The organism is Pseudomonas putida S13.1.2 (genome assembly GCF_000498395.2).
GTDB lineage: Bacteria > Pseudomonadota > Gammaproteobacteria > Pseudomonadales > Pseudomonadaceae > Aquipseudomonas > Aquipseudomonas putida_Q.
Genome location: NZ_CP010979.1, coordinates 1,191,973 through 1,211,442, shown reverse-complemented (window position 1 = coordinate 1,211,442; position 19,470 = coordinate 1,191,973). Strand labels below are relative to the sequence as shown.

Below are 19,470 nucleotides of genomic sequence, written 5' to 3'. Positions count from 1 at the left end.
GACCCAAGAGACTGATGGGCTTGCGCCATCAGGTGAGCGCAGGGTGCGCTAAGCAAAGGAGCCCCTTCACGACGCGATAGTTCACCGCTTCGCTAGAATGAAATATCCTGCAAGGCATTTGCTGCCAAGCGTAGAAGGGGAACACATGAGCAGACCAAACCCGTCCTGGGCCCTCACCACTCTGCTCGCCCTCAGCCTGGCGCTCACTGCTGGTTGCTCCAGCAAAGGCAGCAAGGCGCGCTACGCCACGCCTGCAGTCGGCTCCAACTGCTTCGCCAAAGCCGTACCCACGACCGGCGAAGGCGGCCTGGCCTGGGGCAATACCCTGAGCATTGCGCGGCAAAAATCCATGAACAATTGCATACGCTATGCCGGCCGCTCTGGAGGCACACCCCGAACTTGCCAAGTAGTGATGGCCAAGTGCAAGAACTGAAAGTTTATCGACCGCTTAATAAGTAAGACAATTCCTACAGAAAAGATCAAACTTTCCACTTACAAAACCACACTCACTAAACACAAAAAATATTCAAATAAAATATTACACTTTCAGCCTCGACCAAGAAGGAGAAATCGAGGCATTGTCTTTCGCCTGAGCCTTAACAAGCCAATCTTTTTTTCACCCTCCAAAACAAGAAAGATATTTCCTACAGCATAAGCATCAGCCAACCCCCTTCCAGTCTTTATTTGCACTGGAACAGGCCGTTCTACGCGTTTGGTCTGAAAAGACTGCTCGCTGAGCAAGGAACTCGCATGAGCAATGCTTCCGTTAGCAGCGCCACCTCCGGCCCTGCCTGCAGCGCACGCATCCCCATCCTGCCGGTGCGCTATGCCATCGTGCCACGCACCGGCGAATCCCCCGCCTGCCGCTATGCCAATGCCGGTTTCAACCTGGAACAAGGCTTCGCCCCGCTGCAACACTCTGCCTACACCCTCCGCGCCTTGCGCCCGGGTTATATCTACGTGTTCATGAAAGGCCCGAAGGGCGAAAAGCTGGTCATCCATGAGTACATTGGCGCGGGTCTTTACAAGGAACTGCGTTACAAAGGGCTGGAGAACTACCACCTGCGTGATCGCTATCTCTCCAGCCGGAGCATGGGCTGGGTGTGGGCCGATACCTGCCCCAATATCGCCAAGGAAGTGTGGATCGCTTACAGCCCCCACCTGTGGACCAACGCCGTGACCGCCCGCATCACCGGTTCATCAGCCTTGCGCAAACGGCACATGCGCCAGCTGGACATGGCCGAACTGATCGCCGGCAACCAGGCGCCGTCCACCCAGCCCCATGTGTTGCCGGTCAGTGCCCTGCAAACCTGGGTCGAAGACTTCAAGCCCACAGAGCGGCGCATGCCGTTGACCTGGAGCAGCGACCCGGTCACCGAAACCTTGCCTATCGGCAACCTGGTCGCCGTTGCGCGTCACTACCCCTGGACCCAACCGAAAGTACCGGTGGTGGTAGCACTCGCCGACGCCGAAGGCATGGCTCTGGACCTGAGCCTGTCGGTCTCGGCCTACCAGCATCAAATGCGCGACCTGATGCCCGCCGAGCAACTGGCACATACAAAACCCGCGCAACCTCCCGAGCAAGAACGCGTGCCGGCGTGCTACCGCCTGGATGCCGAGCAGCTGAGCGTGCAAAGCCGCGATTTTCACCATCGCAACCTGGTGGGCATGCTGCTGAACAAGACGCTGGAAAGCATGTACCCGGCCGATGCGCCCTCACCGGAACTGGCTGCGCTCAGGCTTGGCACGGAGCGGCGTGGGCCTGCGCTGTCTGCGGCCGAGTCACATTTCCAGGCCCTCACCCATGAGGATTACTCCCCCAACGGCGCGCGCCTGGCAAAGCGCATCGATATCGCCAAATACCGGCATTTCCTCGCCGAGCGCGATGAACTGGAACGGCGTATTGCAGCCCTGCGCAACCTGGCCTTGCAAGCCAGCAACGATCATGACACCTGGCTGGCCACTGCCGAATCGCAACATATCGACAACCCCTACAGCCTCGCGGCCGCCCTGGCGTGTTACGACCGCGACGAACGCACCTCCGCCCGCGGTCTGGAAATCTCGCTGGCTTTGCTGATTCACCCGATGGGCCAGCCGACACCCGGCACCGAAAATCATGACCGACGCTTCAAACGCCTGGAGCAATGGTTGGACCAGCACGACAGCCCGCTTTACACCGCCTTGGCGCCGTTCAATCCGTTCAAGGACAAGGCGGATTCGACCGGCTCTTTATTCGGTGCCAGCGACAACGTGATCGAAGGATTGGTGGGTCGCTTCCCGGCCATGGCCGACATCACCGACCTTACCGCCCAGGCGGTCAATACCGTAGTGCTCAAGCGCCTGCGTGGCCAGACACGGTGGGATGCCAGTCATGGCCTGCGTCAGCAGGTGCTGTTGGCGGCGCGTGAGGCGAATGCCGAGAAGGCGTTGGGGCTGTTGGCAGCGCGCTATCGAATCACCGAACAGGCCATCACGGACAATCCATTTAGCCAGGAGGTACAGAAGTATTTGAAAAGCGGCATGGCGCAGGTTGAGGAAATGAAACAACTGCGCATCTCGGGTAGCCGGACAATATCGATAGAACTGACCACCACTGCGCGAGTGAAGCCCAACTTTCTCGGGTTGCTCACCTCGGGCGGTGGGGGAGGTTTGAACGCGGGGATGCTGTGGTTCAATATCTTATCGCTGAAGACGGCCTATAACAGCCTGCAGAAGAGCGATGCACCGGAATACACCTTGGGGTTTGCTTCATCGATTTTCGGTGTGATCGGTGCAGCGGCGGCGACGATGGTCAGCGTGCGAGCAACGCAGAAGGCCGTGATATTGAGATTGAGTCCGACCGCACCAGGCATGGCCTTCGGAAATGGGATCATGAAGTTTTTAAGCAGTAATCTCTACGCACGCTTAGTGGGATACCCCGCAATAATTAGCGGATTAACTTCTGACATATTCAAGTCGCAGCGGCAGCGCACTAATGGCGACCAAATTGCAGCCCGATACACAATGGCTGGCGGAGTAACTATGGCCGCTGGCTCAATCGTCGTACTTGAAGCCGGACTGTCAATTGCAGGTGTTACTTCGTTTGTACCGTTCGCCGGATGGGCCGCGGCTGCACTTGTCCTGGTGGGAGTAGCCATCATTGCAGGAGGGCTGTACCTTCACGCCAAGGCACATGAGCGGCAGCACAGCCCGATCGAGCTTTGGGCAGCACGTTGCGTGTTCGGCAATCGCATCAACGATGGAGAGATGCACCCTGAAATTAACTTGGACTACGAAAATAGACTTCCTGTTTTTGCTTCGCTAAAAACCGAAATCAAAGCTTGGTACAACGAACACTACGGGCCGAAGCTACTCTCCGCCGAGCAGGCCCTGTCACTCGGTATAACTAAAGTCGATACCCGATGGCATCAAAATCATCACTGGTCTCCGCCAAACTGGACCGCTATCACACATAACGAAGTAGCCACACCTCAACCAAGTGTCGCGTTCACAGTACTACTGCCTGGCTTTTGGCTAGGCGTGAGCGAATGGTCAGGGAGCTTGAGCGCCTTCCGTGACGGCCAAGGAATGGACGTTTTCCCAATCGCCCCAACCGGCCACATCGTAGGTGCTGGTTTGGTTCTACATTTTGAGAACACGCTAACCAACCAAAATCATGTCTCACTGCATCTCGCCTACAGCGCCAATCAGGGGTTGGACGAAGACAATGAGACCCTGTCGGTTTTTCGTTTGGAACGCTGATCATGACAACCATCTGGTTATTCAATTCAACGTCAGATACAGGGCACAAAGCCGCTATTGGCGGACAACTATTAAAAGCATGTAAAAACAACCTATGCTTAAGAAACCCGTGGGTAACAGATTCTGTTTTCATGGGGAAATTGTACTGCGCATCGATCCTGATAGTAATGATCGGCATCTATCCTTCCTCTTTCTTTTCAAGTGACGCCTGGAATCCGCACACATTTGACCCAATACTTACTATCGGATTCGCACTCACCCCTTTCATATTCCTCCCCTTCCTCATCTACCGGATATTTCTAATAAAGGGCTTATCTAACGTCTACCTCAACCGATCCACACGAAAGATTTACTATCAACGACTGAACAGGGTGTTGGTTTTTGATTGGGATAATTTGGGCGGGGGTATTTTCAAGCGTGTTGAGTTTGGCGGGTCATCCTTCAGCACCAGCTACGCCCTCGCCTTCGCCCCTCGCCGTGCGGATGGCAGCCTCCACCAAAAAGACTGCCTCTGGGTCGACAGCAACGAACCCACCGAGCCCGGGGTCAGACACGTCGCCGAGGTGTGGGAGTACCTCCGCCATTTCATGAACCACGGTCCGGACAAGCTTCCGCCTCCCCGCGAGCCCAATTGGTGGCACAAGCCACTCCACGCCATCTGCCTGACGCCGGCAGAAGCCTGGCAACACTACGCGCCCTGGCGAACCGGCGAGCTCGGTGAAATGCAGGGCAAAAAGAACTGGCAACTGCCGTTCTGGGCCGTGCTGTTCCCCTACAACCTCACCGTCGCCATCTGCTGGTACGGCATCTGTCGCCTGTTCAATGTTCGCATCGCGTCACCACCGCCTGAAGCGTTTGAGGAGCGCCCGGCACGTTCGGGCAAAAGGAAGCGCGCATGACTGACGCCTCCATCAGCAGTGCCACCTCCGCCTGCAGCGCACGCATCTCTGTAGGTGCTGGCTTAGTTCTGCATTTCGAGAACACGCTGGCCAACCAAAGTCATGTCTCACTGCATCTCGCTTACAGCGCCAATCATGGGTTGGACGAAGGCAATGAGATCCTGTCAATTTTTCGACTGGAGCCCTGAGCATGGCAACCCTCTGGATATTCAATGCAAAGACAGGTTCAGGACACAAGCCCGCTATCACTGGGCAGCTATTAAACTTATCCGAAAATTTTTTATGTTTGAGAAACCCATGGGTAACAGACTCGGTCTTCATGGGAAAACTGTACTGCGCAATAATAACCATTTCAATGATCGGCTTCTACCCTTATCTATTTGACGGGGAGTTCATGAAGTACTTTGAATCCAACCCACTTTTAATGACCAGCTTCGCACTCACGCCCTTCACCTTCCTCCCGTTCCTAATTTACCGAATATACTTCATAAAGCGCTTATCGAGCATATGTTTCAACCGATCAACTCAGAAGATTTACTATCAACGCTTGAGCAAGGTATTCGTCTTTGAGTGGAGTAACACTGGCGGAGGCGTTTTCAAACGCACCGAGTACAGCGGTTCATCCTTCAGCACCAGCTACGCCCTCGCCTTCGCCCCTCGCCGAGCGGATGGCAGCCTCCACCAAAAAGACTGCCTCTGGGTCGACAGCAACGAACCCACCGAGCCCGGGGTCAGACACGTCGCCGAGGTGTGGGAGTACCTCCGCCATTTCATGAACCACGGTCCGGACAAGCTTCCGCCTCCCGGCGAGCCCAATTGGTGGCACAAGCCACTCCACGCCATCTGCCTGACCCCGGCTGAAGCCTGGCGCCACTATGCCCCCTGGCGTACCGGCGAGCCCGGTGAAATGCAGGGCAAGAAGAACTGGCAACTGCCGTTCTGGGCCGTGTTGTTCCCCTACAACCTAACGGTCGCCATCGCTTGGTACTTCGTCTGCAAGCTTTTCAATGTCCGTGCAGCCCCCCCACCCGCGGAGGCATTGGAAGGAGCCCCTGCTAGCCCCGAATGACCACCACCTCGACGTATTCACTCGGCACCACCAACGATGAAGGGCCAGCGACGTTGTTCTCCTCCAGCAACTGGGTCAGATCCCGCTCCAGCGCACTGGCCGCCTCCGGCTCCAATGAGGCAAACGCCTTGTGCACCGGCCCATACCAGGTGCGGAACACCTCGATGAAATGCGCCGCCGAGCGATAGCGGAAGTTGAAGTGCTGCCGGTTGACTTTCAGTTCGCCGAGCGCCCCTTCGAACATCACGCGCAACTGCTCCTCATCGCCCCAGCGCGAAGGCGGCAAGGCACCGAGGGGTGGCGGCACATGTCGGCCTAGAATTTTGAACATCTGCCCGACAAAGCCTTGCGGGGTCCAGTTGGCCAGGCCGATGCGGCCACCGGGCCGGCACACCCGGGCCAGCTCGCGTGCGGCCTGCGCCTGATCAGGGGCGAACATCACGCCGAATGTGGAAAGCACGGCATCGAAGGTACCGTCGGCAAACGGCAACGCTTCGGCATCGGCCGCCTGGAACAGCACATTCAAGTGCTCGGCCCGCGCCCGCTCTTCGCCGCGCTTGAGCAGTTCGGGCACATAGTCGGTGGAGGTGACGCGACAGCCGCGCCGGGCAGCGGCCAGGGTGGCGTTGCCGTTGCCGGCAGCAACGTCCAGCACCTGCTCGTCCCAGCGCAAGTCGCAGGCCTCGGCCAGGCGTTCGCCAACCAGTTGCAGGGTGGTGCCGATTACCGCGTAGTCACCGCTGGCCCAAGCGGCCTGCTGACGGGTCTTAAGGGCATTGGTATCCAAAGGGGTGCTCATGGTCTGCGCCTTCTTGTCGTGCGCGGCCGAGGTCCTTCTGGCGGTTAACGCGCCATATATTGGGGGAGAAAAAATTTACTCGCCTGCCAGGCGAAGCGGAAGGACGCATTGGGCATAGCGCCAAGATCAAAGTGCTATATGAGGGCTGCTGGCCCAATCGCCGGCAAGCCAGCTCCCTCAAGTTCAGCAAAACGCTCAAGAACGGTGCAATACCTGTGGGAGCTGGCTTGCCGGCGATGAGGCCGGTACAGCCAGCACACAATAACGAGCGGGACAGCAGCTATCAGGCGAATTTGGCCCGGGCTGCGTGCAGCTTCTTGTAGCTCTCGATCAGGCGCAGGTGGCGGTCGAGGCCTTCGAGCTTCATGCTGGTCGGGGTCAGGCCATGGAAGCGCACGCTGCCGTCCACCGAACCCAGTACTGCGTCCATGCGCGCATTGCCAAACATGCGGCGGAAGTTGGCTTCGTAGTCATCCAACGCCAGCTCGTCATCCAGCTGCACTTCCAGCACCACGTTCAGTGCCTGATAGAACAGGCCGCGTTCGACGGTGTTGTCGTTGAACTGCAGGAATGCCTCGACCAGCTCCTTGGCATCCTCGAAGCGCTGCACCGCCAGGCAGATCAGCAGCTTCAGCTCGAGAATGGTCAACTGGCCCCATACCGTGTTCTCGTCGAACTCCACGCCGATCAGCGTGGTGATGGTGGTGTAGTCATCCACATCGCAGTTGTCCAGGCGCTTGAGCAACAACTTCAGCGAGCGGCTGTCAAGGCGGTGCAGGTTGAGGATGTCGGCACGGAACGACAAGGCGCGGTTGGTGTTGTCCCAGATCAGGTCCTCGACCGGGTAAATTTCCGAGTAGCCCGGCACCAGGATGCGGCAGGCAGTGGCGCCAAGGTTGTCGTACACCGCCATGTACACTTCCTTGCCCAGGTCTTCGAGAATGCCGAACAGGGTTGCGGCTTCCTGCTGGTTGGAGTCCTCGCCATGACCGGAGAAGTCCCACTCGACGAATTCGAAGTCGGCCTTGGCGCTGAAGAAGCGCCACGACACCACGCCGCTGGAGTCGATGAAGTGCTCGACGAAGTTGTTTGGCTCAGTCAGCGCATGGCTTTCGAAGGTCGGTTGCGGCAGGTCATTCAGGCCTTCGAAGCTGCGGCCCTGCAGCAGTTCGGTGAGGCTGCGCTCCAGCGCCACTTCAAGGCTCGGGTGGGCGCCGAACGAGGCGAACACGCCACCGGTGCGCGGGTTCATCAAGGTCACGCACATGACCGGGAACTCGCCACCCAGCGAGGCATCCTTGACCAGCACCGGGAAGCCCTGCTCTTCAAGGCCCTGGATGCCGGCGACAATCGCCGGGTACTTGGCCAGCACCTCCTGCGGCACGTCCGGCAGGCACAGCTCGCCTTCGAGGATTTCGCGCTTCACCGCGCGCTCGAAGATTTCCGACAGGCACTGCACCTGCGCCTCGGCCAGGGTGTTGCCGGCGCTCATGCCGTTGCTGAGGAACAGGTTTTCGATCAGGTTGGACGGGAAGTACACCACCTGCCCGTCGGACTGACGCACGAACGGCAGCGAGCAGATGCCCCGGGCGGTGTTGCCAGAGTTGGTGTCGTAAAGGTGCGAACCACGCAGTTCACCGTCCGGGTTGTAGATTTCCAGGCAATGCTCGTCGAGGATCTCGGCCGGCAGCGCGTCACGCGGGCCAGGCTTGAACCACTGCTCGTTCGGGTAGTGCACGAACGGCGCGTTGGCCAGGTCTTCGCCCCAAAACTGGTCGTTGTAGAAGAAGTTGCAGTTCAGGCGCTCGATGAATTCGCCCAGCGCCGAGGCCAGCGCCGCTTCCTTGGTCGCGCCCTTGCCGTTGGTGAAGCACATCGGCGACTGCGCGTCGCGCACGTGCAGCGACCACACATTGGGCACGATGTTGCGCCACGAAGCGATCTCGATTTTCATCCCCAGCCCGGCGAGGATGCCCGACATGTTGGCGATGGTCTGCTCCAGCGGCAGGTCCTTGCCAGGGATGTAGGTGCTGGTGTCCGCCACCGGCATGAGCAGGCCCTGGGCATCGGCATCGAGGTTGTCGACCACTTCGATCACGAATTCAGGGCCGGTCTGCACAACCTTCTTGACCGTGCAGCGGTCGATGGAGCGCAGGATGCCCTGGCGGTCCTTGTCTGAAATGTCCTCGGGCAGCTCGACCTGGATCTTGAAGATCTGGTTGTAGCGGTTTTCCGGGTCGACGATGTTGTTCTGCGACAGGCGAATGTTTTCGGTTGGGATGTCGCGGGCCTGGCAGTACAGCTTGACGAAGTAAGCCGCGCACAAGGCCGAAGACGCCAGGAAATAGTCGAACGGGCCTGGGGCCGAACCATCGCCTTTGTAGCGGATCGGTTGGTCGGCGATCACCGTGAAGTCATCGAATTTGGCTTCGAGACGGAGATTGTCGAGAAAATTAACCTTGATTTCCATGCGGGATTACCGTGATTTAAGCGTGCAAAACGAAATTGGCCGGCATTATCCGGGTTTTCACCCCGGAAGTCCTGTTTACCTCGTCGCTTGCGCATTCCCCCGGATTGCTTGCCTGATCCTCTGAACCTGCCCCCGCCACCAGACCAGCGGGCACCCCGCTGTGCTAGCGTTTCTTCTCTGGGGGAACAACGTATTCCCCGCACAGAAAAACACAGCGACAGCAACCGATGACTGGCAGGTGAACCATGGAACTACGCATTAACCAGCAGACCTACCAGGTCGAGGCGGACGCCGACACGCCCTTGCTGTGGGTGATCCGCGATGACCTGGGGCTTACCGGCACCAAGTATGGCTGCGGCCTGGCGCAGTGCGGCGCCTGTTCGGTGCTGGTGGACGGCAACGTGGTGCGCGCTTGCGTTACCCCGGTGGCCGGCGTGGTCGGCCGTGAAGTCACTACCATCGAGGCAATCGAAACCGATGCCGTCGGCAAACGGGTGGTCGCGGCCTGGGTCGAGCACCAGGTGGCCCAGTGCGGCTACTGTCAGTCCGGCCAGGTAATGGCCGCCACGGCGTTGTTAAAGCACACCCCCAAGCCCAGCGACGCGCAGATCGACGCGGCCATGGTCAACCTGTGCCGCTGCGGCACCTACAACGCCATTCATGCTGCCATGCATGACCTGGCCGAAGGGGAGCAGGCCTGATGAACACGCCCGTAGATACCCCTGCCGAACTGCTCAGGCTGCAACTGGGCGAGACAGTCAACCTGTCGCGCCGGCGCTTTCTTGCCGGCACCGCAGTCGGCGCCCTGGTGCTGGGTTTCGGCCTGCCAATGGGGGCGGGCCGCGTGCAGGCAGCGGTTGCCGCCACCCCGCAACGCGGTACGCAGGTGCCCGCTTTTCTGGAGATTCGCCCAGATGGCAAGGTTCGCCTGCTCAGCCCCTTCATGGAAGGCGGGCAAGGCCCCTTCACCGCCATGGCACAGATCGTGGGTGAAGAGCTGGATGTCGACCCCGTCAACTTCGTGGTCGATAGCGCACCACCGGGCGAAGCCTACGTGGTGATGGAAAACGGCATGCGCATCACCGGCGGCAGCATGTCGGTACGCATGAGCTACCCGACCATGCGCCGCCTGGGTGCCCTTGCCCGGGCCATGCTGCTACAGGCGGGCGCCCAACAACTGGGCGTGCCGGTCGAGGAACTCTCGACCACACCAGGCAACGTAGTACATACCACGACAGGGCGTTCGATACCCTACGGTGAACTTGCCGGGCGAGCCATGGACCTGCCGGTACCCGACCCGGCCACCGTCAAGCTGCGTGACCCCAGCCAGTTCCGCTGGATCGGCAAGCCCGTGCGCCGCCTGGATGCCTACGACAAGTCCACCGGCAAGGCCCAGTACTGCATCGACATAAAGGTCGACGGCATGCTCCACGCCGCCGTGCAGCACGCGCCACGCCTGGGCATGACCGTGGGCAGCCTGCGCAACGAAGAGCAGGTCAAGGCCATGAAAGGTGTGCATTCAGTGCACCAACTGCCGGGCGCCGTGGCCGTGGTTGCTGAGCGTTGGTGGCACGCAAAGCGTGCGGTGGAGGCGATTCAGGTGGACTGGAAAGAGCCGGCTGCCGACAGCAAAGTGCGGCCGATGCCGGCCGACTTTTCCAGCGATGCCTGGCGTGAACACCTCGCCACGGTCGAGGGCCCGGCCCGCGATGAAGAAAACCAAGGCGATATCGCCGGCGCCCTGAGCAATGCCAAAACCAAGGTCGAGGCCAGCTACCACAACCAGTACCTGAACCATGCCCAGCTCGAGCCACCGTCCGCCCTCGCCCGCTTCAACCCCGACGGCAGCCTGGACGTCTGGCTGCCCAACCAGGCCCCGGACATGTTCCGTGATGACATTGCCAAGCGTACCGGCCTGGAGCCTGCGCAAATAAACCTGCACTCGCCCCTGCTGGGCGGCTTTTTTGGCCGCCACTTCCTGTACGACTCGGCCAACCCCTACCCGCAGGCCATTGCCCTGGCCAAAGCGGTCGGCCGGCCGGTGAAGCTTATCTGGAGCCGCGAAGAGGAATTCCTGCGCGATGTGCTGCGCCCGGTTGCGGTGGTGAAGTTCCGCGCCGGGCTGGACGCCGACGGCATGCCCGTGGCCCTCGAAGCGGTCAGCGCCACCGAAGGCCCGACCGAGGCCCTTGCTGGCAAACAAGGGGAAAAGATCGACCCGACTGCGCTGGAGGGGCTGTCAGGCAAGTCATACGCCATCGCCAACAAGCGCATCGCCCAGATCTACGTCAAAGGCCCGGCCATGCTCGGCTACTGGCGCTCGGTGGGCAACTCGTTGAACGACTTCTTCTATGAATCATTCCTTGATGAACTGGCTGACAAAGGCGGCAAGGACCCGTTTGAACTGCGCCTGCACCTGCTGCGCGACAACCCGCGCCTGACCAACCTGCTGAACGCGGTCGCCGAGCTGTCTGGTGGCTGGAAACGCGGGCCGTTCACAGCCGAGGATGGCAGCAAACGGGCACGCGGCGTGGCCATGGCCTCACCGTTCGGCTCGGAGGCGGCAGTCATCGCCGAGGTATCGATCGAGAACGGCCAGGTCAAGGTGCACGACATCTGGGAGGCCATCGACCCGGGCAGCATCGTCAACCCGGCGATCATCGAACACCAGGTCAATGGCGCGGTTGCCCTTGGCCTGTCGCAGACGCTGGTGGAAGAAGCCGTATACGTGGATGGCATGCCGCGCGCACGCAACTACGACCTGTACCCGATCCTGCCGCCCTCGCGCATGGCGCGGGTGCATGTGCGCATTGTCGAAAGCGGGGCGAAGATGGGCGGTATCGGTGAGCCACCGCTACCCGCCGTAGCCCCGGCAGTGGCCAACGCGGTCGCGCAGCTTACCGGCCAGCGCGTACGCAGCTTGCCACTGAGCCGCCATACCTTCAGCTGACTGCACAAGGGACGCCCCATGACCCATCGTTTCGCAAGGACCGCTGGTTGGCTGGCGCTGCCGTGCCTGGTCGCGGCAGGCCTGCTGGCCTGGTATGTCACCCGCGAGCCGGCCTCGCCGTTTGCCGACGCACAGGCCACTGCCGCTGACCCGGCACTGATCAGCCGCGGCGAGTACGTGGCCCGCCTCAGCGACTGCGTGGCGTGCCACAGCCTGCCAGAAGGCAAACCGTTCGCGGGTGGGCTGGAAATGGCCACCCCGCTCGGGGCCATCCACGCCACCAACATCACCCCGGACCGCGACAGCGGTATCGGCAGCTACAGCCTGGCCGATTTCGACCGCGCCGTACGCCAGGGTGTCGCGCCCGGTGGCCGGCGGCTGTACCCGGCCATGCCCTACCCGTCCTACGCCAAGCTCAGCGATGATGATGTAAGGGCGTTGTATGCGTTCTTCATGCACGGCGTGCAACCCGCCCGGCAGGCTAACCTGGCCAGCGACATCCCCTGGCCGCTGAACCTGCGCTGGCCCATTGCCGTGTGGAATGGCCTGTTCGCCGCCACTACGCCATACGCCGACAAACCAGGGCAGGATGCGCAGTGGAACCGGGGCGCCTACATCGTCCAGGGCCCCGGCCACTGCGGCAGCTGCCACACCCCACGCGGCCTGGCTTTCAACGAAAAAGCCCTGGATGAAGGCGGCAAACCGTTCCTGGCCGGCGCCCTGCTCGACGGCTGGTACGCACCGAGCCTTCGCGCCGACCACAACACCGGGCTGGGGCGCTGGAGCGAGGCAGAAATCGCGCAGTTCCTGAAAACCGGGCGCAACCGGCATGCCGTGGTATTCGGCTCGATGACCGAGGCGTTCAACAACTCCACGCAGTTCATGCATGACGATGACCTGGCCGCCATTGCCCACTACCTGAAATCACTGCCCGGCGACCCACAGCGTGACGGCGCGCCATGGCAGTACCAGGCCGAATCGGCAGCGGCACGGCTCGACAGCCCTGGGGCGCACACCTATGTGACCCATTGCGCGTCTTGCCACGGTCTGGACGGCAAAGGCCAGGCCGAATGGATGCCGCCATTGGCAGGCGCCACCTCGGCACTGGCCAGGGAGGACGCCTCGGCGATCAATATCACCCTCAATGGTTCGCAGCGGGTGGTGGCTGCCGGTGTGCCGGATGCCTATCGCATGCCGGCTTTCCGCGCGCAGTTGAGTGACCAGGACATTGCCGAGGTGCTGAGCTTTGTGCGTACGGCCTGGGGCAACCAGGGTGGTGCGGTGGATGCGCAGGCGGTAGGCGAGTTGCGTGGTCATACCGACCCGGCCAGCAGCAGCCCGATCATCTTGCATATGCGCTGATTTGCCGTGGTTCATGCACCGGCCTCTTCGCGGGCACGCTCGCTCCCACAGGAACACGCCGCTCAGGAAATTTGTGCAGTACCTGTGGGAGCGGGTTTACCCGCGAAGAGGCCATCATAGCCACCCTTGAACATCAGGTTTAATGGAACCCCATGGAAAGCATTGATCTGTTGGTTTTGCGCACCACCCGAGACTGGCTCGCTGCTGGCCATCGCGCCCTGCTGGCCACGGTCGCTCGCACCTGGGGCTCCTCCCCTCGCCCGGTCGGCTCGATGATGGCCTTGCGCAGCGACGGACGCGTGGTGGGCAGTGTCTCTGGCGGCTGCATCGAAGACGATCTCATCCACCGTTACACCAGCGCCTACGGCGGCCCCGGCATGCCCACCGGCCAGCCCCAGGTGGTGCGCTATGGCGTCAGCGCCGACGAGGCCCACCGCTTTGGCCTGCCCTGCGGCGGCACGCTGGAACTTGTGCTGGAATTTGCCCCCTCACTGGCGCACCTGGACCAACTGCTGGCCTGCCTCGACCGCGGAAACCTGGTGCGCCGTGAGCTGAACCTGCGCAGCGGCGAAGCCAGCCTCTGTGCCACCGGGACACCCGAACTGTTCAGCTTCGACGGCCAGCGCATGCTCAGCACCCTCGGCCCCGGCTACCGCCTGCTGCTGATCGGTGCCGGCGCCTTGGCCGAGTACCTCGCTACCATGGCGCTGTTCAACGGTTTCAACGTTTCGGTGTGCGACCCCCGCCCGGAGTACACGGCAGGCTGGAACATCGCCGGGGTCAACCTGCTGCCCGGCATGCCGGACGACGTGGTCCGCGCCTTCGCCGCTGACGTTCGCAGCGCCATCGTCGCCGTCAGCCATGACCCCAAGCTGGACGACCTGGCCCTGCTCGAAGCCTTGCACAGCCCTGCGTTCTACATCGGCGCCATCGGCTCACGGCGTAACAGCCAGCTGCGCCGCGAGCGCCTCATCGAACATTTCGGCGAAAGCGAGACCTCGCTGCAGCGCCTGCATGGCCCGATTGGCATCTACATTGGCAGCAAGACGCCGGCCGAGATCGCCGTCAGTGTCATGGCCGAGATCCTTGCCGCAAAAAACGACGTCACCCTGCCCCGTGCGGTCAACGTGTCCCAGGCCAAGGAAGCCGAACAACTGGCACGGTCCCTGTAGGAGCGGCCTTGTGTCGCGATGGGCTGCGCAGCAGCCCCGGCAATCTCGAAGTCAGGCAAAGATCCAGAGGCCGCTGCGCGCCCCATCGCGACACAAGGCCGCTCCTACAAGGGACCGCGTACGAGGGCTGTTACTGCCACCGCTCCAGGTTCTGCTGCAGCAGTTGCTCAGGCAACACCCCGCTAACGATTTTCGCCATCTCCCGCGCCAGCGCCTCACGCAACTGCGGCTTGTTGCAGGGCGATTCATGTGACATCGCCAGGTACAGCCCTTCACTGGACACAGGCGGTTCCAACACCTGCAGGGTATCGGTGATACCCAACGTACGCGCCAGCGCCATCCCGGGGTACTGCTCGTAGACCACGTAGTCACTGCGCTTGTGCATCAGCTTCTCGAACGCCTGCCGGGCGCTGGGCACTGCTTCGAGGGTGAGGTTGGCCTCGGCGTATTCATCGAACTGCTGGCCATGGCTGTTGCTGACCAAGGTGCCGCCCTTGCGGCCCTTGAGGTCGGGCCATTGCCGGTAGGCAAAGACATTGTCCCGGCGCACCCATACTACGCTAGGGGTGTGCAGGAATGGCGGGGCGATAAAGTCCATCTGCTGCCGGCGGGCCTCGGTCAGAAAATACCCGGCCATCAAGTCAATCCGCCCGGTGCGCACTTCCTCCTGCGCACGCGACCACGGCCCAACGTAAACAAAGTCGATGTCCAGCCCCAGTTGCTTGCCCAGGTACTTGAGCAGATCGGCGTTGGCACCGATCAGTTGCTGAGGGTTCTGCGGGTCGCGCCAAAGGTAAGGGGGGTATTCAGGGTTACCGGTAGCCGTCAGCCGTCGGCATGGCTCGTCGGCTGCGCCTGCCAAGGGCAGCAACAGGCAAGGCAACAGCAGCAAGGCTTTGCGCAAGCAACGCTCGATCATCTACAACCCTCGGCACATGTAACATCCGGCGACCCGGCGTGGCGGCCAAAGGCTGCCACATCCTGTGCTCGACCGCAGCATTCATCTGCGCGTGCTGTAGACAGTCTGGACTATGAGCGCATGGAGGCGCGGCCTTTTATCGGTCAGCAACGAAACGGGCGAGCAATGCCTCAGGCGCCCTGCCGACGCATTGCCAGAATCGCCGCGCCAAAGCCGATAAAGGTGGTGCCCACCACGCGGCTCACCCAGCGTGACATCGACGGCCGGGTCAACACACCCTTGGCCCGCGCAGCCAGTGCGGCATACAAGCTCAGCGAAGCAAGCGACAAGCCCACGAAAATCCCGGTCAGGGTCAGGAATTGCGGCAACAGTGCCGCCCCTTGGTCGATGAACTGCGGGAACAGCGCAGTAAAAAACATGGTCGCCTTGGGGTTGGTCACCGCTGTGAGGAAAGCCGATTTGTACAACTTCAGCGGTGTGGGCCGTACCTTGACAGTACCCTCAGCAGCGCCCTGCTCCAGCATCGGGCTCTTTTTCAGCAACTGCCGCGCACCGAGGTAGAACAGATAGCCTGCCCCCAGGATCTTCACGGCGTTGAACAGTACTTCGGAACTGGCCAGCAACGCGCCCAGCCCAAGCATGGCCGCAGCCGACAGGCAGAACAGGCCCGAGCCATTGCCCAGCGACGACCAGACCGCGCTGCGTTGGCCGTGGGCCAGGCTGTTGTTGATGGCCATCAGGGTGGCGGGGCCAGGGCTGGCGATCGCGATGGCGGCGACAAGGGTAAACGCAAACAGCGAGTGAGAATCCATTTCAGGCTCGTCAGGCAAATCAGGCTAGGCCGCGTGCAGGGCACGCAGGATCAGTCAGCATTCTGCCGCTTGGCTGCCTTCTTGGCGATAGCTTTCATGCGCGTTGCCGCGCGCTGCACGGTGGCCATCTTTTCCGGGCGCTTCATGCCCCGCCATTTGCGAATTTCGTCACGGGTACGGCCACAGCTCACGCACAGCTCGCTGTTGAGCTGGCATAACGAGACGCAGGGGTTGTCGATGTCTTTGGCCATGCCACCACTCAGCCGGGCATTTCTGCCCGTGCACGTTCGGCAGCGCTCTGGAACACCTGGCGTACTTCTTCGGACTTGGCTTTGGTGACCGACCTGGCCGCCAGCAGTTCATCAACCACACGAATGCACTGGCCCAGGGCGGTGTCCAGTTGCTCAGCGTCGGAGGCGTCAGCGATATCACCCAGATAAGGAGCGATGAGGTACACGTAACGGTCCTGCAGCTTGAGCGCTGCCAGCGCGTCGAGGGCTTTCTGGAACCGGTCGGCAGCGGCAGGGCTCATGCTCAATTTATCGAAATGAATCAGGCTCACACGGTCAGTGGCCATTGACGAATCTCCGTTTCCTGGTGCGGCCTGGCCTGCAAGCAGCAGCGCTTCTACGGTGCTCGGATGTGCAGGCCAGGGTAATGCCAACAGGGTACCAGAACGCGAGACAGAAAGGGCCATCGCCCCCAGAACTAAAAGTATTTGGCAGGTCGCGCAATGGACGCCCCAGGACGTTTACGGGACAGGATCAGCGGTTTAGGGCACAGGATAATCGCCCGGCAATCTCTCCGCCGAGGCCGTCATCGAACTCGGTAGCCCACACAACAACAAGCCTGCGCGTGCAGGTAATCCACCAAGGGCCTCTCATTCATGGCAAAGGAACACATCACCGAAACACTCGACCTTGGCGTGACGGACCCCTCGAAAACCGCAGAAGCCCGCCAGGACCGGCGTCTTGAGGGCAAGCTCGACTGGATCGTATTTGGTTTCACCAGCCTCCTGGCCATCGCGTTCGTCCTGTGGGGCCTCCTCAACCAGGCCAGCCTCGCCGGCAACGCCTCCAGTGCGCAATCCTGGGTCATTCTCAACTTTGGCTGGTTCTTCGTGCTCACCTCCACGCTTTTCGTGGTGTTCGTACTGTGGCTGGCCGCCAGCCGTTATGGCCGGGTACCGCTGGGCCGTGATGGCGAACAGCCAGAATTCCGCACGGTGTCCTGGGTGGCAATGATGTTCAGCGCCGGCATGGGTATCGGCCTGATGTTCTTCGGCGTTGCCGAGCCGCTGTCGCACTATGTGACGCCGCCCCCCGGCTCGGCCACAGGGCAGACCAGCGAAGCCATGCAGGTGGCCATGGCCACCACCCTGTTCCACTGGACGCTGCACCCATGGGCCATGTACGCCATCGTTGGCCTGGTGATTGCCTACGGCACCTTCCGCCGTGGCCGCTCGCAACTGATATCCGCCGCCTTCCGGCCGCTGATCGGCAAGCACGCCAACGGCCCGCTCGGTCGCCTGATCGACATGATGGCGATCTTCGCCACGCTGTTCGGCTCGGCGGCCTCGCTGGGCCTCGGGGCGCTGCAGATTGCCGGCGGGCTGGAGTACAACGGCTGGATCGAAAGCCCCGGCAAGCTGTTCTATATTTCCATCATCACCCTGCTAACCATTGCCTTCGTCACCTCGGCGGTGTCAGGCGTCGGTAAGGGCATCCAGTGGCTGTCCAACACCAACATGGTGCTGGCTCTGGTGCTGGCGGTGTTCGTGTTCATGGTCGGCCCTACCCTGCTCATGCTCAACCTGCTGCCGACCTCAATCGGTATCTACATCAAGATGCTCCCGGAAATGATGGCCCGCACCAACGCCAGCGGCGGCGATCAAATGAACAGCTGGCTGGCCGGCTGGACCGTGTTCTACTGGGCCTGGTGGATTTCCTGGACACCGTTCGTGGGCATGTTCATCGCCCGCATCAGCCGCGGCCGCACCATCCGCCAGTTTGTTACCGGCGTGCTGCTGGTGCCGAGCCTGGTCAGCCTGGTGTGGTTCACCATTTTCGGCGGTGCATCCATCGATGCCCTGCGCGAAGGCGCCTTCCAGCTGGCCAACGGTGCGGTGAACAGCAACCACGCGCTGTACCAGCTGCTGGACAGCTACCCGCTGGCATCGGTGTCCTCGGTACTGGTGATGATCCTGGTGGGCATCTTCTTCGTCTCCGGTGCCGATGCCGCGTCACTGGTGATGGGCACGCTGTCTGAACACGGCACCACTGCACCCTCGCGGCGCACGGTGATTTTCTGGGGGGCGCTCACCGGGACGGTGGCGGCGATCATGCTGGCAATCGGCGACCCGCGCGACCCGGGCCAGGCGCTGACCGGGTTGCAGAACCTGACCATCGTGGTGGCCCTGCCCTTTGTGGTGGTGATGGTGCTGCTGTGCCTGGCGCTGTACCGCGACCTGCGTAAAGACCCGATGATGCTGCGCCACCTGCGCGGCAACGAACTGATCGAAAAGGCCGTGTTGTATGGGGCGGTGAAGCATGGTGAGGAGTTCTACATCGTGGTACAGGAGAAGAAGGCTTCGGTGAAGGTTGCGGCAGCAGCGGGCGAAGTGTCCGAAACCTGACACGCCAGCCCCGCCCGGTCCCTTGCAGGCGCGGGCTGGTACAGCGTCTGGTTAGGGGGCGCCGCTTGAGTTAAGGAACAGCGCCCCCCTCGATAAGCGATTTTCCAGGGCAAATCGATAACCGCAGCCCATGAAACACTTGGGGGATCACCCCTTCAATGCCGCTGCTATCTTGGCGACATCGATCTTGTCCATCTGCATCATGGCCTCGAACGCCCGCTTGGCCGCCGCGCGGTCGCTGTGGCCGATGGCCTCGATCAGGATACGGGGGGTGATCTGCCAGGAGATCCCCCACTTGTCCTTGCACCAGCCACACACGCTGGCCTGGCCGCCATTCGCGATGATCGCATCCCACAAGCGGTCGGTTTCAGCCTGGTCTTCGGTACTGACCTGGAACGAAAACGCCTCACAGTGCTTGAACGTCGAGCCGCCATTGAGCCCCACACAGGGTATGCCCATGACAGTGAATTCGACGGTGATCACATCGCCCTCCTTGCCCGATGGGTAGTCAGCTGGCGCCTGGTGCCGTGCGACCACCTTGCTGTCCGGGAAGAGGCTGGCGTAGAAGTTGGCGGCTTCTTCGGCATCGTTGTCGTACCAGAGGCAGATGGTGTTTTTGGCAGTCATGGCCTTGCTCCATGA

At 61.3% G+C, this 19,470-nt stretch carries 17 protein-coding genes; 10 read left to right on the top strand and 7 right to left on the bottom strand.

The features are described 5' to 3' along the window. Positions 1 to 145: 145 nt before the first annotated feature. The 5 genes from N805_RS05490 (at position 146) to N805_RS05470 (ending at position 5,709) form a co-directional block, all read left to right on the top strand. The gene (locus N805_RS05490) at positions 146 to 433 is read left to right on the top strand and encodes a DUF4189 domain-containing protein (protein WP_019473991.1); all 288 of its coding nucleotides are present in this window, start codon (positions 146 to 148) and stop codon (positions 431 to 433) included. A 317-nt stretch (positions 434 to 750) separates the two neighbouring features. After that, positions 751 to 3,741 (top strand): T6SS effector BTH_I2691 family protein, encoded by a 2,991-nt coding sequence (locus tag N805_RS05485; protein ID WP_028613105.1) that lies wholly within the window; start codon positions 751 to 753, stop codon positions 3,739 to 3,741. A 2-nt stretch (positions 3,742 to 3,743) separates the two neighbouring features. After that, complete coding sequence (locus tag N805_RS05480) at positions 3,744 to 4,640, top strand: DUF6708 domain-containing protein (RefSeq protein WP_028613106.1); 897 nt, start codon at positions 3,744 to 3,746, stop codon at positions 4,638 to 4,640. Next, positions 4,637 to 4,828, top strand: a complete 192-nt coding sequence (locus N805_RS05475; protein WP_019472929.1) for a hypothetical protein — start codon at positions 4,637 to 4,639, stop codon at positions 4,826 to 4,828. The genes N805_RS05480 and N805_RS05475 overlap by 4 nt, the downstream gene beginning before the upstream one ends. Before the next feature lie 2 nt (positions 4,829 to 4,830). Next, complete coding sequence (locus N805_RS05470) at positions 4,831 to 5,709, top strand: DUF6708 domain-containing protein (RefSeq protein WP_028613107.1); 879 nt, start codon at positions 4,831 to 4,833, stop codon at positions 5,707 to 5,709. Here N805_RS05470 and N805_RS05465 read toward each other — a convergent pair. Together N805_RS05465 and N805_RS05460 are read right to left on the bottom strand one after the other, a co-directional pair. After that, complete coding sequence (locus N805_RS05465; protein ID WP_028613108.1) at positions 5,696 to 6,508, bottom strand: class I SAM-dependent methyltransferase; 813 nt, start codon at positions 6,506 to 6,508, stop codon at positions 5,696 to 5,698. The genes N805_RS05470 and N805_RS05465 overlap by 14 nt on opposite strands. A gap of 283 nt (positions 6,509 to 6,791) precedes the next feature. Further along, positions 6,792 to 8,978 carry an OsmC domain/YcaO domain-containing protein gene (locus N805_RS05460; RefSeq protein WP_028613109.1) on the bottom strand — a complete coding sequence of 729 codons (2,187 nt, stop codon included), beginning with the start codon at positions 8,976 to 8,978 and terminating at the stop codon, positions 6,792 to 6,794. 245 nt (positions 8,979 to 9,223) lie between these two features. On the opposite strand from N805_RS05460, the gene N805_RS05455 reads away from it, so the two are divergent. The 4 genes from N805_RS05455 to N805_RS05440 all read left to right on the top strand — a co-directional run bounded on the left by N805_RS05455 (position 9,224) and on the right by N805_RS05440 (position 14,462). Beyond that, complete coding sequence (locus N805_RS05455) at positions 9,224 to 9,679, top strand: (2Fe-2S)-binding protein (protein ID WP_028613110.1); 456 nt, start codon at positions 9,224 to 9,226, stop codon at positions 9,677 to 9,679. Continuing rightward, positions 9,679 to 11,928, top strand: coding sequence for a xanthine dehydrogenase family protein molybdopterin-binding subunit (locus N805_RS05450; protein WP_028613111.1), 2,250 nt, complete (start codon positions 9,679 to 9,681; stop codon positions 11,926 to 11,928). Before N805_RS05455 ends, N805_RS05450 begins: the two co-directional genes overlap by 1 nt. An 18-nt stretch (positions 11,929 to 11,946) precedes the next feature. Further along, entirely contained in the window at positions 11,947 to 13,290 is a 1,344-nt protein-coding gene (locus tag N805_RS05445; protein ID WP_028613112.1) for a c-type cytochrome, read from the top strand. A 152-nt stretch (positions 13,291 to 13,442) separates the two neighbouring features. After that, positions 13,443 to 14,462, top strand: coding sequence for an XdhC family protein (locus tag N805_RS05440; protein WP_028613113.1), 1,020 nt, complete (start codon positions 13,443 to 13,445; stop codon positions 14,460 to 14,462). Between the two features lie 130 nt (positions 14,463 to 14,592). On the opposite strand, the gene N805_RS05435 is transcribed toward N805_RS05440, so the two are convergent. The 4 genes from N805_RS05435 to N805_RS05420 form a co-directional block, all read right to left on the bottom strand. After that, a complete protein-coding gene (locus N805_RS05435) occupies positions 14,593 to 15,381 on the bottom strand; it encodes a substrate-binding periplasmic protein (protein ID WP_028613114.1) in 789 nt (262 codons plus the stop codon). A gap of 170 nt (positions 15,382 to 15,551) precedes the next feature. Beyond that, positions 15,552 to 16,193 carry a LysE family translocator gene (locus N805_RS05430; RefSeq protein WP_028613115.1) on the bottom strand — a complete coding sequence of 214 codons (642 nt, stop codon included), beginning with the start codon at positions 16,191 to 16,193 and terminating at the stop codon, positions 15,552 to 15,554. A 50-nt stretch (positions 16,194 to 16,243) separates the two neighbouring features. Further along, positions 16,244 to 16,444 (bottom strand): DUF1289 domain-containing protein, encoded by a 201-nt coding sequence (locus tag N805_RS05425; RefSeq protein ID WP_012271937.1) that lies wholly within the window; start codon positions 16,442 to 16,444, stop codon positions 16,244 to 16,246. An 8-nt stretch (positions 16,445 to 16,452) separates the two neighbouring features. Further along, positions 16,453 to 16,770: a hypothetical protein gene (locus N805_RS05420; RefSeq protein WP_028613116.1), complete on the bottom strand. Its 318-nt coding sequence runs from the start codon at positions 16,768 to 16,770 to the stop codon at positions 16,453 to 16,455. A gap of 309 nt (positions 16,771 to 17,079) precedes the next feature. Here N805_RS05420 and N805_RS05415 point away from each other — a divergent pair, with 309 nt between their 5' ends. After that, on the top strand, positions 17,080 to 18,828 hold the full coding sequence (locus N805_RS05415) for a BCCT family transporter (RefSeq protein ID WP_046811299.1): 1,749 nt from the start codon (positions 17,080 to 17,082) through the stop codon (positions 18,826 to 18,828). A gap of 147 nt (positions 18,829 to 18,975) precedes the next feature. Here the strand turns inward: N805_RS05415 and N805_RS05410 are convergent, their stop codons facing one another. Beyond that, a complete protein-coding gene (locus tag N805_RS05410) occupies positions 18,976 to 19,455 on the bottom strand; it encodes a VOC family protein (RefSeq protein WP_028613117.1) in 480 nt (159 codons plus the stop codon). Between the last annotated feature and the right edge of the window lie 15 nt (positions 19,456 to 19,470).

Bases quoted from the DNA above. Each gene is read 5' to 3' on its own strand.
- N805_RS05480 (WP_028613106.1), top strand. From the start codon at position 3,744: ATGACAACCATCTGGTTATTCAATTCAACGTCAGATACAGGGCACAAA.
- N805_RS05440 (WP_028613113.1), top strand. From the start codon at position 13,443: ATGGAAAGCATTGATCTGTTGGTTTTGCGCACCACCCGAGACTGGCTC.
- N805_RS05415 (WP_046811299.1), top strand. From the start codon at position 17,080: ATGGCAAAGGAACACATCACCGAAACACTCGACCTTGGCGTGACGGAC.
- N805_RS05460 (WP_028613109.1), bottom strand. From the start codon at position 8,978: ATGGAAATCAAGGTTAATTTTCTCGACAATCTCCGTCTCGAAGCCAAA.
- N805_RS05455 (WP_028613110.1), top strand. From the start codon at position 9,224: ATGGAACTACGCATTAACCAGCAGACCTACCAGGTCGAGGCGGACGCC.
- N805_RS05450 (WP_028613111.1), top strand. From the start codon at position 9,679: ATGAACACGCCCGTAGATACCCCTGCCGAACTGCTCAGGCTGCAACTG.
- N805_RS05410 (WP_028613117.1), bottom strand. From the start codon at position 19,455: ATGACTGCCAAAAACACCATCTGCCTCTGGTACGACAACGATGCCGAA.
- N805_RS05435 (WP_028613114.1), bottom strand. From the start codon at position 15,381: ATGATCGAGCGTTGCTTGCGCAAAGCCTTGCTGCTGTTGCCTTGCCTG.
- N805_RS05425 (WP_012271937.1), bottom strand. From the start codon at position 16,444: ATGGCCAAAGACATCGACAACCCCTGCGTCTCGTTATGCCAGCTCAAC.
- N805_RS05475 (WP_019472929.1), top strand. From the start codon at position 4,637: ATGACTGACGCCTCCATCAGCAGTGCCACCTCCGCCTGCAGCGCACGC.
- N805_RS05445 (WP_028613112.1), top strand. From the start codon at position 11,947: ATGACCCATCGTTTCGCAAGGACCGCTGGTTGGCTGGCGCTGCCGTGC.
- N805_RS05465 (WP_028613108.1), bottom strand. From the start codon at position 6,508: ATGAGCACCCCTTTGGATACCAATGCCCTTAAGACCCGTCAGCAGGCC.
- N805_RS05485 (WP_028613105.1), top strand. From the start codon at position 751: ATGAGCAATGCTTCCGTTAGCAGCGCCACCTCCGGCCCTGCCTGCAGC.
- N805_RS05470 (WP_028613107.1), top strand. From the start codon at position 4,831: ATGGCAACCCTCTGGATATTCAATGCAAAGACAGGTTCAGGACACAAG.
- N805_RS05430 (WP_028613115.1), bottom strand. From the start codon at position 16,193: ATGGATTCTCACTCGCTGTTTGCGTTTACCCTTGTCGCCGCCATCGCG.
- N805_RS05490 (WP_019473991.1), top strand. From the start codon at position 146: ATGAGCAGACCAAACCCGTCCTGGGCCCTCACCACTCTGCTCGCCCTC.
- N805_RS05420 (WP_028613116.1), bottom strand. From the start codon at position 16,770: ATGGCCACTGACCGTGTGAGCCTGATTCATTTCGATAAATTGAGCATG.